The following is a 13,072-nucleotide window of genomic DNA, read 5'->3' as shown; positions in this document are numbered from 1 at the left end:
CCAGGGCCGCGTGGCCGGCCGCCCGCGGCCCCGCCCCCCCCCCCGCGGACGGCCCCGCGCCCCCCCCCCGCCCCGCGTCCCCCCCGCTGCCCGCCGCCCCCGCTCCCCCCCCCGCAACGGCCCCGTGACCGCCGTGGCCCTGGACTTCCGTCGCGCTCCGGCGTCCGTCAGCCAGCGGCGGACGGCGCTTTCGGAGGTGCGGAAGTCCAGGGCCAGGGCGGTCACGGATTCGTTGCCGGTGAGGTACCGGTGGCGCAGTTCGGCGGGCGGGACCGGTGGCGGGAGCGTTCCGCGCGGGCCCCGGCGGGGAGGGTCCTGGCCCGGGGGCGGCTTCAGCAGGTCCAGTGCCTGGCCGTAACGCAGGCCGGTCTTGTGCAGCACCTCGCGGATGTCCTGGCCGGGTGTGTACCACCAGTCGGTCACCAGCCCGGACAGTTCCGCCACCTCACTGTCCCGGTAGGGGTGGTCGTGGACGACGTCCACGCGGACGCCGAGCCGGTGCAGCCGCCGGCGCACCTCACGGGCGTCCTGGCGGCCGAGCGCCGCGAGAAGCTGGAGGCTGGCGTCTTCGGTCCGGTACCGCTTCAACAGCACCTCGTCGGGGAGCCTGTCGTTCACCGCCGCCTCACCTCGGCTCGTACCGGGGAAGGGCCTCGGCGATGCGCGCGAGGACGCCCGTATCGACGCACGTGTCCCGCACGGCCACGTCGGCAGCGGCCTCGATCACCCGCGCGTCCCGCCGCGCCTGCGCGGCCTGAGCGGCCCGCGCCGCGCGACCCTGCGCGATGAGATCCGTCAACTGACCGGGCGACAGGCGCAGTTCCAGCCGTTCAGGCGGCCTGCGGCCGGACGGATCGTGCGCGATACCGTCCACCGTCAGCCGGACGCACAACTCCGGATACGGATCCCCGGCCCGCGCCAGCTCCTCCCGGCTCAGCGCAACCAGCAGCACGCCGCTCACCGGCCACCGCCCGCCCCGTGGCAGCCGCACCCACACGGCTCCTCCACGACCCCACAGCCCGGCGGCGTCGGCCGCACCTCCCCCTTCGTGCACGCCTCGTGCCCATTCGTCAGGCACTCGGGAGACGTGTAGGTTGACACGACCCTGGGGTCGGGCCGGGCACCGGTCACGTACACCAGCGCCCCGTACAACGCCGTGTGACAGGTCAGGAACCCGGTCCCCGGCCGGACCGCCCACCGCAGGATCGCCGTCTTCGGCGGCGTGAGGGGCGGCACGAGCAGGCGGAGCCCGAGACCGCGCACCGCGACCCCCGGCAGGCACCAGCCACCGGCCGCCCCCGGCTTCACCAGCCAGGTCACACGACCGCCCTCCGCGTCCTCGATCACCGCCCCGGAACGCTGCCCCAGCATCCCTACGACGCGGTATCCGTCCACGAAGCCGACCGAGACGGCATCCCACTCGACACCACAGGGATACGGCTGGGGCAGGTCCCCGGAAGGCACCCAAGGCGGGGGATACGGATTCAATGAGGCAGACGTCATGACGGGCTCCCGTGAGCAATCGCTTGCTGACAGTCACACAGTGCCCGCAGAAAACGGCTCCGGCGTTGCCAAGGAGGCATTGCCAGAGCCGCTGTTCCGCTTGACGTGCCGTCAGGTCGCTGCTAAACGCCGCTCCATTGCGCGAACTTCCGCAGAGTGTCGGGAACCGCAGCGCGTGCGCGGAGCATCACGCCGACCGCCTCGTGCACGTGAGGGTGATAGCGGGTGAGTTCGGGGGCGGTTGCCTTCGCCAGAGACAGGGACTCCAGCGCCTCATCATGCTGAGCCATCCACGCCTGGGCGCGGGCCTTCCTGATGTGGAAGTGTGCGGCCAGGGTCGGCGGGCACTTGGGGGGCAGGTGCATGGACGCAGCCTTCTTCAGCGCCGCAGCATGGTCATTGCGGTCGTTATCGGCGCCCATCTCGGCCAGGGCCACGCCGAAGGGCCCGAACATCAGCGCGTGCTCGTACACGTCCCCTATACGGTGGGCGAGTTCCCGGGCCTCCCCGAGCAGCTCGGCGGACGAGCTCTTGTCCTTCGCCTGGAACGCAAGGCTCGCGCCTCGAAGAAACAGCGAGCCGCGCACGGCCTGTGTTGCGGGGGTCCCGTCGTCGTCCAAGTCCCGGAGTGCCACTCGCATGAGTGCGAGACCACGATCGGAGCGGGCGCTCTGGGCGTGCGTCATGGCCGAGCGTTCCATGCGCTCGATAGCCACTTGGCAAGGATCACCGGAGTGCGGTGCGGCAGCGGCCATGCGAGAGAGCGCCAGCCGGGCGAGGTCGATGAACCCCAACCTGTAGGCGAGGATGGCCGCTGTGCGTCCGAGTTCAGCCTGGAGATCGAACGCGCGCTCGCGGTTACGGCCAGGACTGTATCGCTGCGTTTGGGCCGCCACTTCGATCAAAAGCGCAGGAAGAGCCTCTGCGATCTCGGCGAACTTCGTTCTGAGCCGCAGGTCGACAATCGACCGTACTTCCGTTTCCAGGGCATCCAGCGATCGGAACGGCCCCTCATCGGGAATGTCCCAACTGTCCAATGCGCTGCCGATGGGTTCCAGCAGAGCGTCCAGGTGGTCTCGCTGAAGCATGTGGATGTACGGCTGTCCGTGCAGCACGGAAACGCTGACGCCCAGCACGCGGGCGATGTTGGCCACGACCATCGGACTGGCCGAGCGCTGACCGCGCTCGATCCTGGAGAGCTGGCTCGTTGAGACGTGGGCGCGCCGTCCCAACTCGGTAAGGCTGAAGCCGCGGATGGCGCGGAACTCATGGATTCTTTCCCCGAGGCTCCGCCCGAGCACGGGGGCTGTTACGGGCATGACTGACTCCCGATTCTGTTCCTGACAGTCAGAAAGTACCCCTACTGACTGGAGTGAGAACGGCAGTCGGCCCAGCCTTTCGGGGGCATCGCTACTCGGGCTGCGGGCAGCGGCGGGACCGCGTTCCGGTATGGCCGGGTTCGACCACGGGTGAGTCGTTCGCACGGCGGCAGCATGGGGAGGCGCCGAGGGATACGAGGAGCACGGCGCGAAGAAGCCTACGCGCGCCCGACCTATGCTCAGTGTGCCCCTCTGTGCATACCTCCTGCAGGACAGGCGCCATCGCTTTCCTGGTTGTCTCCGACAAGCCCGTTCAGCCCGGCGGCTTGAAGGACCGAAGCCCTTCCCTGTCTTCACTGAGGAGTACCGTCATGGGTCGAGCGCGGGACACGGCGAAAGCCAGGCAGGCTGATCAAGAGGTGGATCGCCGGATCGCCCCCGCCTACTACTTCGACATCGGTCAGGTCTGCGACCCTACCGTTCGGCACCTTTTGGAGCACTGTCCGAGTGTCTTCGGGTTGAAGAGGGCCGTGGCCGAGTTACTGAGCGGCGACCTGGGTGTCCCCCTACCTGAGCCGACCGGGGTCATCGAGTCGGGCGCCATCGTCCGTGGCCCGGTCGCTGTGGCAGCCAACGCCGTCATCTGCGAGGGTGCGATCGTCACCGGACCGGTACTGGTCTGCTCGGGTGCGGTGATCGGAGCCGGTGCCCGGGTGCGGGACAACACCATCGTCGGCCCTGGCTGCCAGATCGGATTCGGTGCCGAGGTCACACGCAGCCTGCTCGTCGACGGCGTGTTCATGAAGCATTCTTGCTTCGTCGGCGACTCAGTGCTCGGCAGAGACGTCAACATGGGTGTGTTCGCCGCGACCACGAGCCTGCGCGTCACCTCGGGCCCGGTCAGCGAACCTGCCACCCAGGAGGTCTGCGCACATCTGGATGGCCGTCGCATCCCGACCGGTCAGACCAAGTTCGGGGCTGTTGTCGGAGATGGCGTGATCGTCCCAGCCGGAACCGTGCTCATGCCGGCCACCTTGATTGGGGCAGGCACTGTGATTTACCCCAAGACCCAAGTCGGCGGTTTCTTCCCTGCCGGTAGCCAGGGACGATGACTATGCGCGCGAAGAAGCTGCTGACCGCCGATCAGCGTACCGTCCGGATCGTCGGTGGCACACCGCTGAGCGGAGCGGCGCAGGTACAGGGCAGTAAGAACGTCGCGCTGCACCTCTACGCCGCCACACTCCTTCTCGATGAACCGATGATGCTCACCGGGGCGCCGCATATCCTCGACACCGGGGTGTGTGCCGACATCCTGACCCGCGCCGGTACGCACACCACCGTCATCGGCGGGAAGTTCGCCACTCGCCCGGGCGCCACACGCTCTACCGTCATCGCGGACGAACTCGGCCGACGCATACGCACCACCCCCGTGATAGCGGGCGCATTGCTTGCCCGCACCGGCCAGGTGACGTTCCCGCTACCGGGTGGCGACTCCTTCTGCGCGCGCTACATCGATCGGCACTTGGCCGCGATGCGGGCCGCCGGCGCGGACATCGAGATCGCCGATGGCCGGGTGCACGCACGCGCCAGGGGCGCTTGGCCCCGCGCGTTCATGACGAACGTCACCACGAAGTCATGGGGCCCCAGCCTCGGCGCGACGGTCACCGCGCTGCTGCTGGCCGCTCGCGCTCCCAGCACCTCCACAATCCAGGGCCCAAGCATCGAACCTGAGGTCACCGTCACCTCCGGACTCCTGCAGAGCTGCGGCGCCACCATCGAGTGGGAGGGGGCCGAGGCAGTGCACGTCACCGGAAGTGACCGACTCCAAGGCGGCATGTTCGCAGTGCCGCCCGACCGGTTGGAGGCGGCCACCCTCGCGCTGGCTGCCGCTATCACCGGTGGTGCGGTGCATCTCGACAACTTTCCTGTGGAGGACTTTCCGAGCGGCCTGCGATCCGTGTTCGCTGACGCTGGTATCCGCTGCGTCCCACAGAACGCCGGAACGCGTGTGAGTGCTCCCGAGCTGCCATGCGCGGTGGCCATGTCCACCGCCCCACATCCGGGCTTCCCGACTGATGTGCAGCCGCAGCTCACCGCGTTCCTCACCCAGGCCCACGGCATTTCCCGGCTGGAGGAGCGGATCTATCCTCGGCGCGACACTCATCTCTCCCCCCTGCGGGCATTCGGAGCAGCCGTCGACTCCACTGGTCCAGTGATTGCCGTCCATGGCGCCTCCCGACTTACCGCCGCCGATGTCGCGGCCGAGGACATCAGGGCGGTGACCGCACTCGTGATCGCCGCCCTGGCGGCGGAGGGCACCTCTACGATTCGAGGTATGTACCACCTGCGACGCGGCTACGGCAGCCTGCTGCCCAAGCTCGCCGCGCTCGGCGCCCGTGTGACGATCGACCAGGAGATGCCTTGACCAACGCCCCCGTGTGGACCCCCCGCCAGATCAGCGAGGTTCGCGACTGCCTGGAACTGATGACCGCTGACGGGGACGTACCCGGCGGTGTTGTCGGCTACGGGACCCGCGACGGCGAGCCCGTCTGGCTGTCCGCAGGCGTCGTCGCCCCCGAGTGCGGCGACGCCCGTCCGGGCCCTGAGACGCTCTACGACGTCGCCTCGCTGACCAAGGTCGTCTCCACCTGGCCTCTGATCGGCCGACTGGGTTCGCTGGACCTGGACGCCCCCATCCGCGACATCCTGACCCACCTGCCCGAGACCGCCCCCGGCGGCCGGGTGACCGTCCGGCAGATCCTCTCCCACACCTCGGGCCTTCGCGCGGACACCCGACTCGACCAGTACCGCAACACCGGCACCGACCTCGCCGAGCTGATCTGCCGCGAGGACCTCATCTCCGAACCCGGCGCCACACACCGGTACATCAACCGTGGCTTCATCCTCGCCGGACTCCTCCTCGCCACCGCGACCGGCCGACGCCTGGACCAACTCGCCGCCGAGTTGTGGCAGGAGATGAACATGCGCGCCACGACCTATGGTCCCGTGGCGCGTGGCACGAACGTCGCGCCGACCGAACAGCGGTTGCCGGGCGCACCCCGCCTGTGGGGGCTGCCCCACGACGACAACGCCGGCCTGCTGGGCGGCGTCGCCGGACACGCCGGAGTGTTCTCCACCCCGGGCGACCTGGCCACTTACGCAGTCGCCCTGCTGCGCGCCCGGGCCGATCGCTCACCCCTGGGACGCTGGCTGGACCGGAGCCTGACTCCGCAGGCCACGATCGAACCGGGAGTGGATCGCGGGCTTGCCTGGATCGTCACCGACCAGGGCCGCGTCGCCTACCACCACGGCTTCACCGGTACCAGTCTCTACCTCGCCCCCGACAGCGGCCGGTACCTCGTCATCTGCACCAACGCGGTCTACCACCACCAGGACAACCGCACCCGCCTCGCCCCGCTGCGGGCCTTGGCCCTCAAGGCCATCACCGACGAACCGTAGACGCGCCCCGGGGCACGGTGCTGGTCTTCTACCGTGGAGTCATGATCACCGGATCCGCCTCTGTGCGACCCACGCGTGCCCATCTGACCACTCCGGACGGGCGGCGTCTGTCCTATCTCGATTTCGGGCCCGCCGCGGGGCGGCCGTTACTCGCCCTGCACGGGCATCTCGGTGAAGGCGCGGACTTCGCGGCGCTCGCCGCTGTCCTGGGGGGTGACGGCTGGCGGGTGGTGGCGCCTGATCAGCGGGGGCACGGGGACTCCGACCGGGCGGAGCGGTACGACCGGGAGGGGTATCTCGACGATCTCCGTCTCCTGCTCACCCCCCTCGGGCTCGACCACCGCCCGCTGCCCGTCCTCGGGCATTCTCTCGGCGCCGTCAACGGCTATCACCTGGCCGCGAGCCGGCCCGGCGCCGTCAGTGCCCTCGTCAACATCGACGGACCGGCGTACCTGCCCGTCGTCTCCCCTCCCCCGCTGTCGTTCCTGCTCGATCTGCCCTACACCGCCCCCACCCGCGAGGAACTCCTGCGCGCCTGCGGCCCCCTGGCTCCGCTGCTGGAGAGCGGGCTGCGACCGCACCGCGACGGCTGGCGGATCGGCTGCCATCCCGAGGACATGGTCGACTCGGACACCCGTGTCCTCGGCGACCACTGGCCCCAGTGGCTGGGATCCGACTGCCCCGCGCTGCTGCTCCACGGCACCGCCGGCAACGTGCTGCCCACCGCGCAGGCCCGCGAGATGGCGTCGCGCCGCCCCGGCACCACCCTGGTCGAACTGGACGCCGACCACTGGGTCCATCTGCGCGAACCGGAGGAATCGGCCCGCGCCATCCCTGTCTCCTTTACCCATTTGATGCCGCCGACGAAGAGTTGGGGGTGGGCCTGGGTTTTCGCCTTCACAGCTTCACGTACGAAACTGGTAGGCCGAGTTGCGAGTGGTGGACAGCGTCAGGGGTGTATAAGGGAGAGCCGCCCGGCGGAAGGACGGTGGGATGCGGGTCGCGCTCTTCATCACCTGCGTCAACGACGCGCTCTATCCGCGCACCGGCCGGGCGGTCGTCGCGCTGCTGGAGCGGCTGGGGGTGCGGGTGGAGTTCCCCGAGGAGCAGTCGTGCTGCGGGCAGCCCCAGTACAACACCGGCTACCGGCACGAGACCGAGCCGCTGGCGCGCCGGTTCGCGCGGGCCTTCGACGGCTACGACCACGTGGTGACGCCGTCCGGGTCGTGCGCGGCGATGGTGCGGGAGAACTATCCCCGGCTCGGCGCGCGGGCGGCGGCGGAGGGACGCGGGAACGGGCTGGCCGAGGCCGTGGCGGCGGTGGCGCCCCGGACGCTGGAGCTGACTGAGTTCCTGGTGGACGTGCTGGGGGTGACGGACGTCGGCGCGTACTACCCGCACACCGTGACGTACCACCCGACCTTCCACCGGCTGCGCGCGCTCCGGCTGGGCGACCCGCCGCGCCGTCCGCTGCGGCCGGTGCGGTGGCCGGGACCGGTCGAGCGGCCGCGCGCGGAGGAGTGCTGCGGCTTCGGGGGGACGTTCGCGGTGAAGAACGCGGCGGTCTCGGCGGCCATGGGCGCGGACAAGGCCCGGAGCATCACCGGCACGGGCGCGGCGGCGGTCTGCACGGTGGACAACTCCTGCGGGACGCACATCGGCGGCACGCTGTCCCGTCTCGGTTCGGCGGTCCGTGCGGTGCACCTCGCGGAGATTCTGGCGAGCACGGAGGAGCGGCCGTGGTGAGCGGCCGGGCCGGAGGTGTTCCGCTGGGGATGCCCGCGTTCCCCCGGGCCGCCGAGGCGGCCACCGGGGACGCGCGGCTGCGGGCCAATCTGCGGCACGCCACGCACACGATCCGCGACAAGCGGGCCCGCGCGGTGGCGGAGCTGCCCGACTGGGCGGAGCTGCGCGCGGCGGGCGCGGCCGTGAAGGACCGGACGCTGCGTCATCTCGATCACTATCTGGAGCGTCTCGAACGCGAGGTCACCGCCGCGGGTGGCCAGGTGCACTGGGCGGCCGACGCGGCGGAGGCCAACCGGATCGTGACCGGGCTGGTCCTGGCGACCGGCGAGCGCGAGGTCGTCAAGGTCAAGTCCATGGTGACGCAGGAGATCGGGCTGAACGCGGCGCTGGCCGAGGCCGGGATCCGGGCGGACGAAACGGATCTGGCCGAGCTGATCGTGCAGTTGGGCGACGATCTGCCGTCCCACATCCTGGTCCCGGCGATCCACCGGAACCGGGGAGAGATCCGCGACATCTTCCGCGCGCGCATGGGCGACCGGGGCCGGCCCGCGCCCGAGGGTCTGACGGACGACCCGGCCGACCTCGCCGAGGCGGCCAGGCTGCATCTGCGGACCAAGTTCCTCGACGCGAAGGTGGGCATCTCCGGCGCCAACTTCATGGTCGCCGAGACCGGCACCCTGGTCGTCGTGGAGTCCGAGGGCAACGGGCGGATGTGCCTGACGCTGCCCGAGACGCTGATCTCGGTGGTCGGCATCGAGAAGGTGGTGCCGACCTGGCGGGACCTGGAGATCTTCCTCCAGCTCCTGCCGCGTTCCTCGACCGCCGAACGGATGAACCCCTACACGTCGATGTGGACCGGCACCTCGGACGACGACGGGCCGCGCGCGTTCCATCTGGTCCTGCTGGACAACGGCCGCAGCGACGCGCTCGCCGACACCGTGGGCCGCCAGGCGCTGCGCTGCATCCGCTGCTCGGCCTGCCTGAACGTGTGCCCGGTGTACGAGCGGGCCGGCCCCGGTCGCCCATGCGCGCGCGGAAGATGTCGCGGATCTCTCCCCGGTTCCGGTGGATCGCCGGGACCAGGATGTGGGACGGCAGATCGTCGCCCAACTGCACGATCAGCTCGGCCAGATCCGTTTCGTCCGCCCGGATCCCGGCCTCGGCCAGCGCCGCGTTCAGCCCGATCTCCTGCGTCACCATGGACTTGACCTTGACGACCTCGCGCTCGCCGGTCGCCAGGACCAGCCCGGTCACGATCCGGTTGGCCTCCGCCGCGTCGGCCGCCCAGTGCACCTGGCCACCCGCGGCGGTGACCTCGCGTTCGAGACGCTCCAGATAGTGATCGAGATGACGCAGCGTCCGGTCCTTCACGGCCGCGCCCGCCGCGCGCAGCTCCGCCCAGTCGGGCAGCTCCGCCACCGCGCGGGCCCGCTTGTCGCGGATCGTGTGCGTGGCGTGCCGCAGATTGGCCCGCAGCCGCGCGTCCCCGGTGGCCGCCTCGGCGGCCCGGGGGAACGCGGGCATCCCCAGCGGAACACCTCCGGCCCGGCCGCTCACCACGGCCGCTCCTCCGTGCTCGCCAGAATCTCCGCGAGGTGCACCGCACGGACCGCCGAACCGAGACGGGACAGCGTGCCGCCGATGTGCGTCCCGCAGGAGTTGTCCACCGTGCAGACCGCCGCCGCGCCCGTGCCGGTGATGCTCCGGGCCTTGTCCGCGCCCATGGCCGCCGAGACCGCCGCGTTCTTCACCGCGAACGTCCCCCCGAAGCCGCAGCACTCCTCCGCGCCCGGCAGCTCGACCAGTTCCAGCCCCCGCACCGCCCGCAGCAGACGGCGCGGCCGGTCGCCCAGCCGCAGCGCGCGCAGCCCGTGGCAGGTCGGGTGGTACGTCACGGTGTGCGGGTAGTACGCGCCGACGTCCGTCACCCCCAGCACGTCCACCAGGAACTCAGTCAGCTCCAGCGTCCGGGGCGCCACCGCCGCCACGGCCTCGGCCAGCCCGTTCCCGCGTCCCTCCGCCGCCGCCCGCGCGCCGAGCCGGGGATAGTTCTCCCGCACCATCGCCGCGCACGACCCGGACGGCGTCACCACGTGGTCGTAGCCGTCGAAGGCCCGCGCGAACCGGCGCGCCAGCGGCTCGGTCTCGTGCCGGTAGCCGGTGTTGTACTGGGGCTGCCCGCAGCACGACTGCTCCTCGGGGAACTCCACCCGCACCCCCAGCCGCTCCAGCAGCGCGACGACCGCCCGGCCGGTGCGCGGATAGAGCGCGTCGTTGACGCAGGTGATGAAGAGCGCGACCCGCATCCCACCGTCCTTCCGCCGGGCGGACGTCCCTTATACACCCCTGACGCTTCGCAACAGCGGGTCTACCGTGTTGCACTTGTTGTGCGCTAGCCAGCCGCTACGCTACCGCCGCCAGCCCGTCTGCGCGGCGGGCGACGGATGTGTAAGGGACCCGCCCCGGGGGGTGCGGTCCCCCCCCCCCCCGCCCGCGCCCCCCCGCCGCGTCCAGCCCCGGCGGCGGCTGCCGGGGCCGGGCCGCGCCTGGACCGCCACGCGCGATCTGCCGCCGGTCCCGGCGGAGTCGTTCCGCGACTGGTGGCGGCGTTCGCGCGGCGACGAGGGGGGCGCGCGGTGAGCGGCCGGGAGGAGGTGCTGCGCCGGGTGCGGCGGGCGCTGGCGGGCGTTCCGGCCGGGGGGACGCCGGGCGGCGCGCCGGTGCCCCGCGCCTATGCGCGCGCCCACCCCCCCGCCGATCCGGTCGCGACGCTGGCGGAGCACCTGGCGGACTACCGGGCGGTGGTGCACCGGACGGACGGCGCGGGGGTGCCGGAGCTGATCGGGCGGCTGCTGGCCGCGCGGGGCACCCGCCGGGTGGTGGTGCCCGCCGGGCTGCCGGCCGGGTGGCTGCCGGAGACGGGCGCGCCGGAGTGGGTCGCGGACGCGGCCGGGCAGACGCCGCGTGATCTCGACGCCTGCGACAGTATCGTCACCGGCTGCGCGGTGGCCGTCGCCGAGACCGGGACGATCGTCCTCGACGGCGGCCCGGGGCAGGGGCGGCGGCGTGTCACACTGGTGCCGGACCACCACGTCTGCGTGGTGCGGGTGCCGGATCAGGTGGTGGACTCGGTGCCGGAGGCGCTGGGGCGGCTGGACCCGCGCCGGCCGCTGACGTGGATCTCCGGCCCCTCGGCGACGAGCGACATCGAACTCTCCCGGGTTGAGGGTGTGCACGGTCCGCGTACGCTGGAAGTGATCCTGGCCGGTATGTAGCGGATTCGACGCCCTCGACGGACTTTGGTGGGATGCCGCATGGAACTGGAACTGCTCGACAGCTTCGATCGCGCGCTGGACGAGTTCGGCCACCGGGTGCAGCGGGTCGGGGACGGCCAGTGGGACGCGCCGACGCCGTGCACCGAGTGGTCGGTGCGGGATCTGGTCGGCCATGTCACCGGGGAGCAGCTCTGGGCGCCGTGGCTGCTGCGCGGGGCGTCGCTGGACGAGGTGGGCGACCGATTCGACGGTGATGTGCTGGGGGACGATCCGGCGGGCGCCTGGGCCGCCGCGGCGGCGGCGTCGCGCGGGGCGTTCCACCGGCCGGGCGCGCTGGACGCGCCCGTGCACACCGGCTCCGGGCTGACGCCCGCGACGGACTATCTGCGGCAGATGACCCTCGATCTGACCGTCCACGCCTGGGACCTGGCCCAAGGCATCGGCGCGGACGACGCGCTGGACGGCGAACTCGTCGCGTCCGAGCTGGGGTTCGCCGAGTCGCAGATCGACGGCTGGCAGGACTCCGGGCTGTTCGACCCGCCGGTCCGGGTGGGTGACGAGGCCCGGCCGCAGGACCGCCTGGTGGCGCTGCTGGGCCGCCGCCCGTAGTGGCCGGAGGGCCGACGACCTAGGCCGATCGGGGCAGGGGCCCGCGTCCGGGGACGGTTACGGCGGACCGCGCGGCGCGCCTAGCGTCGGGGGCATGCGCGACAACGGCACGAACGACGCACACGACACGGACGGCACGCTCGACGAGGCGCTGCTGCGGCTGCACGCCACCGGCCCGGAGTTCCGGGGGTGGCTCAGCAACCACGCGCCCATGGCCGTCGAGGCCCTGGTCCGCCACGGGCAGGGGGCAAGGGTGCACCGCTGGCTGGACGCCTACCGGGCGCGGCTGGAGGAACGGCCCGCGCCCCACGGCCGGATCACCGGGGAGAACTGGCGCCAGGCTCTCGGCGACCCCCGCCATCTCGCCGACTGGACCGCGTACTTCGGGGAGCGGCTGGCCGAACAGCCCTGGCGCGAGGTGCTGGCCGAGTGGTGGCCCCGGCTGCTGCCGGGCATCGCCGCCGGCGCCACGCATCCGGTGATCCGCGTGGGGCACGCCGTGCGGGTCCTGCTGGCCGGGGACGGGACGGCGCCCCGGGTCGCGGAGCTGGCGCACGGCCTCGGGTACGGGGCGGCCCGGTACCAGCCGCTGCCGGCCGGGATCGTCCCGGGGCCGGCCCCGGCCGCCGCCCGGGCGGCGCTGCGCGCGGTGGAGCCGGTGCCGGACCGGTCCGGCGGGATCGTCCACCGGCTGGGCCAGATCACCCGGCTGCCCGCCTGGGCCGGGCCCGGCGGCGGAACGGACCCGGACGCGGCCCGCGCGCGGCTGGAGGGGCTGGTGCGCGCCGCGACCGGCTACTACGCGACGCACGCGCACGGCGAGCCGGTGATGCTGGGGCACGCGGCGACCGCGCCCCACGCCGTGCTGCGCGTCCTGCCCGCGCTGCCGCGCGCCTTGTGGGCGCAGAGCCTGGCCGCCGCCTGGGCGGCGAGCGCGGGTGTGGTCGCCGCCTACGCCCCGGCCGACGGGCCGCGCGAACCGGCCGGGACGGGCGGGGCGACGGCGGAGGAGCTGTTCGACCGGGCGGCGGCGCCCGGCGACGCGCACGCCATCAAGCTCGCCGACACCGCGCTGGACGTGGCCGCCGCGCACCCGGGGGACGGCCTGGCGCTGGGCGCCGTGGTGCGCGCGGTGGAGCTGACCGACCCCGACGACTGAGG

The 13,072-nt window shown here is 72.2% G+C and carries 13 protein-coding genes and 3 pseudogenes; 10 read left to right on the top strand and 6 right to left on the bottom strand.

Annotated elements, in window-relative coordinates; all coding sequences use genetic code 11:
• The 4 genes from BN2279_RS29060 to BN2279_RS03890 all read right to left on the bottom strand — a co-directional run.
• Positions 1 to 618, bottom strand: a 618-nt coding sequence (locus BN2279_RS29060; protein ID WP_407702185.1) for a hypothetical protein, incomplete at its 3' end; no start/stop codon positions are given.
• A gap of 7 nt (positions 619 to 625) precedes the next feature.
• Positions 626 to 991 (bottom strand): hypothetical protein, encoded by a 366-nt coding sequence (locus tag BN2279_RS29055; protein ID WP_059006444.1) that lies wholly within the window; start codon positions 989 to 991, stop codon positions 626 to 628.
• Positions 958 to 1,464 carry a hypothetical protein gene (locus BN2279_RS03895; RefSeq protein WP_059006442.1) on the bottom strand — a complete coding sequence of 169 codons (507 nt, stop codon included), beginning with the start codon at positions 1,462 to 1,464 and terminating at the stop codon, positions 958 to 960. The genes BN2279_RS29055 and BN2279_RS03895 overlap by 34 nt, the downstream gene beginning before the upstream one ends.
• Positions 1,465 to 1,625: 161 nt before the next feature.
• On the bottom strand, positions 1,626 to 2,822 hold the full coding sequence (locus tag BN2279_RS03890; protein WP_059006440.1) for a helix-turn-helix domain-containing protein: 1,197 nt from the start codon (positions 2,820 to 2,822) through the stop codon (positions 1,626 to 1,628).
• 371 nt (positions 2,823 to 3,193) lie between these two features.
• Here BN2279_RS03890 and BN2279_RS03885 point away from each other — a divergent pair, with 371 nt between their 5' ends.
• The 6 genes and pseudogenes from BN2279_RS03885 to BN2279_RS03860 form a co-directional block, all read left to right on the top strand.
• Positions 3,194 to 3,934, top strand: coding sequence for an LbetaH domain-containing protein (locus BN2279_RS03885; RefSeq protein ID WP_059006439.1), 741 nt, complete (start codon positions 3,194 to 3,196; stop codon positions 3,932 to 3,934).
• Positions 3,935 to 3,936: 2 nt separating this feature from the next.
• Positions 3,937 to 5,247 (top strand): UDP-N-acetylglucosamine 1-carboxyvinyltransferase, encoded by a 1,311-nt coding sequence (locus BN2279_RS03880; RefSeq protein WP_059006437.1) that lies wholly within the window; start codon positions 3,937 to 3,939, stop codon positions 5,245 to 5,247.
• Complete coding sequence (locus BN2279_RS03875; RefSeq protein ID WP_234347397.1) at positions 5,244 to 6,281, top strand: serine hydrolase domain-containing protein; 1,038 nt, start codon at positions 5,244 to 5,246, stop codon at positions 6,279 to 6,281. Before BN2279_RS03880 ends, BN2279_RS03875 begins: the two co-directional genes overlap by 4 nt.
• Before the next feature lie 41 nt (positions 6,282 to 6,322).
• Positions 6,323 to 7,048, top strand: a pseudogene (locus BN2279_RS27080) (alpha/beta fold hydrolase); the annotation flags it as partial.
• Between the two features lie 226 nt (positions 7,049 to 7,274).
• Complete coding sequence (locus BN2279_RS03865; RefSeq protein WP_059006432.1) at positions 7,275 to 8,027, top strand: (Fe-S)-binding protein; 753 nt, start codon at positions 7,275 to 7,277, stop codon at positions 8,025 to 8,027.
• A 29-nt stretch (positions 8,028 to 8,056) separates the two neighbouring features.
• A pseudogene (locus BN2279_RS03860) lies at positions 8,057 to 9,040 on the top strand (lactate utilization protein B); the annotation flags it as partial.
• 70 nt (positions 9,041 to 9,110) lie between these two features.
• Here the strand turns inward: BN2279_RS03860 and BN2279_RS03855 are convergent.
• Together BN2279_RS03855 and BN2279_RS03850 are read right to left on the bottom strand one after the other, a co-directional pair.
• Positions 9,111 to 9,551: pseudogene (locus tag BN2279_RS03855) on the bottom strand (LUD domain-containing protein); the annotation flags it as partial.
• 29 nt (positions 9,552 to 9,580) lie between these two features.
• On the bottom strand, positions 9,581 to 10,333 hold the full coding sequence (locus BN2279_RS03850) for a (Fe-S)-binding protein (RefSeq protein WP_059006430.1): 753 nt from the start codon (positions 10,331 to 10,333) through the stop codon (positions 9,581 to 9,583).
• Between the two features lie 163 nt (positions 10,334 to 10,496).
• Between BN2279_RS03850 and BN2279_RS29050 the strand changes: the two genes are divergently transcribed.
• From BN2279_RS29050 to BN2279_RS03835, 4 genes are all read left to right on the top strand, one after another.
• Positions 10,497 to 10,667, top strand: coding sequence for a hypothetical protein (locus BN2279_RS29050; protein WP_159037042.1), 171 nt, complete (start codon positions 10,497 to 10,499; stop codon positions 10,665 to 10,667).
• On the top strand, positions 10,664 to 11,302 hold the full coding sequence (locus tag BN2279_RS03845) for a LutC/YkgG family protein (RefSeq protein ID WP_059006428.1): 639 nt from the start codon (positions 10,664 to 10,666) through the stop codon (positions 11,300 to 11,302). Before BN2279_RS29050 ends, BN2279_RS03845 begins: the two co-directional genes overlap by 4 nt.
• Positions 11,303 to 11,341: 39 nt before the next feature.
• Positions 11,342 to 11,911: a TIGR03086 family metal-binding protein gene (locus BN2279_RS03840; RefSeq protein ID WP_199827624.1), complete on the top strand. Its 570-nt coding sequence runs from the start codon at positions 11,342 to 11,344 to the stop codon at positions 11,909 to 11,911.
• Positions 11,912 to 12,005: 94 nt separating this feature from the next.
• On the top strand, positions 12,006 to 13,070 hold the full coding sequence (locus tag BN2279_RS03835) for a questin oxidase family protein (protein WP_059006426.1): 1,065 nt from the start codon (positions 12,006 to 12,008) through the stop codon (positions 13,068 to 13,070).
• The last annotated feature ends 2 nt before the right edge of the window (positions 13,071 to 13,072 follow it).

This window comes from Streptomyces specialis (genome assembly GCF_001493375.1).
GTDB lineage: Bacteria > Actinomycetota > Actinomycetes > Streptomycetales > Streptomycetaceae > Streptomyces > Streptomyces specialis.
This window is presented reverse-complemented; position numbering and strand designations above follow the sequence as displayed.

Bases quoted from the DNA above. Each gene is read 5' to 3' on its own strand.
- BN2279_RS03885 (WP_059006439.1), top strand. From the start codon at position 3,194: ATGGGTCGAGCGCGGGACACGGCGAAAGCCAGGCAGGCTGATCAAGAG.
- BN2279_RS03840 (WP_199827624.1), top strand. From the start codon at position 11,342: ATGGAACTGGAACTGCTCGACAGCTTCGATCGCGCGCTGGACGAGTTC.
- BN2279_RS03890 (WP_059006440.1), bottom strand. From the start codon at position 2,822: ATGCCCGTAACAGCCCCCGTGCTCGGGCGGAGCCTCGGGGAAAGAATC.
- BN2279_RS03835 (WP_059006426.1), top strand. From the start codon at position 12,006: ATGCGCGACAACGGCACGAACGACGCACACGACACGGACGGCACGCTC.
- BN2279_RS03880 (WP_059006437.1), top strand. From the start codon at position 3,937: ATGCGCGCGAAGAAGCTGCTGACCGCCGATCAGCGTACCGTCCGGATC.
- BN2279_RS03865 (WP_059006432.1), top strand. From the start codon at position 7,275: ATGCGGGTCGCGCTCTTCATCACCTGCGTCAACGACGCGCTCTATCCG.
- BN2279_RS03850 (WP_059006430.1), bottom strand. From the start codon at position 10,333: ATGCGGGTCGCGCTCTTCATCACCTGCGTCAACGACGCGCTCTATCCG.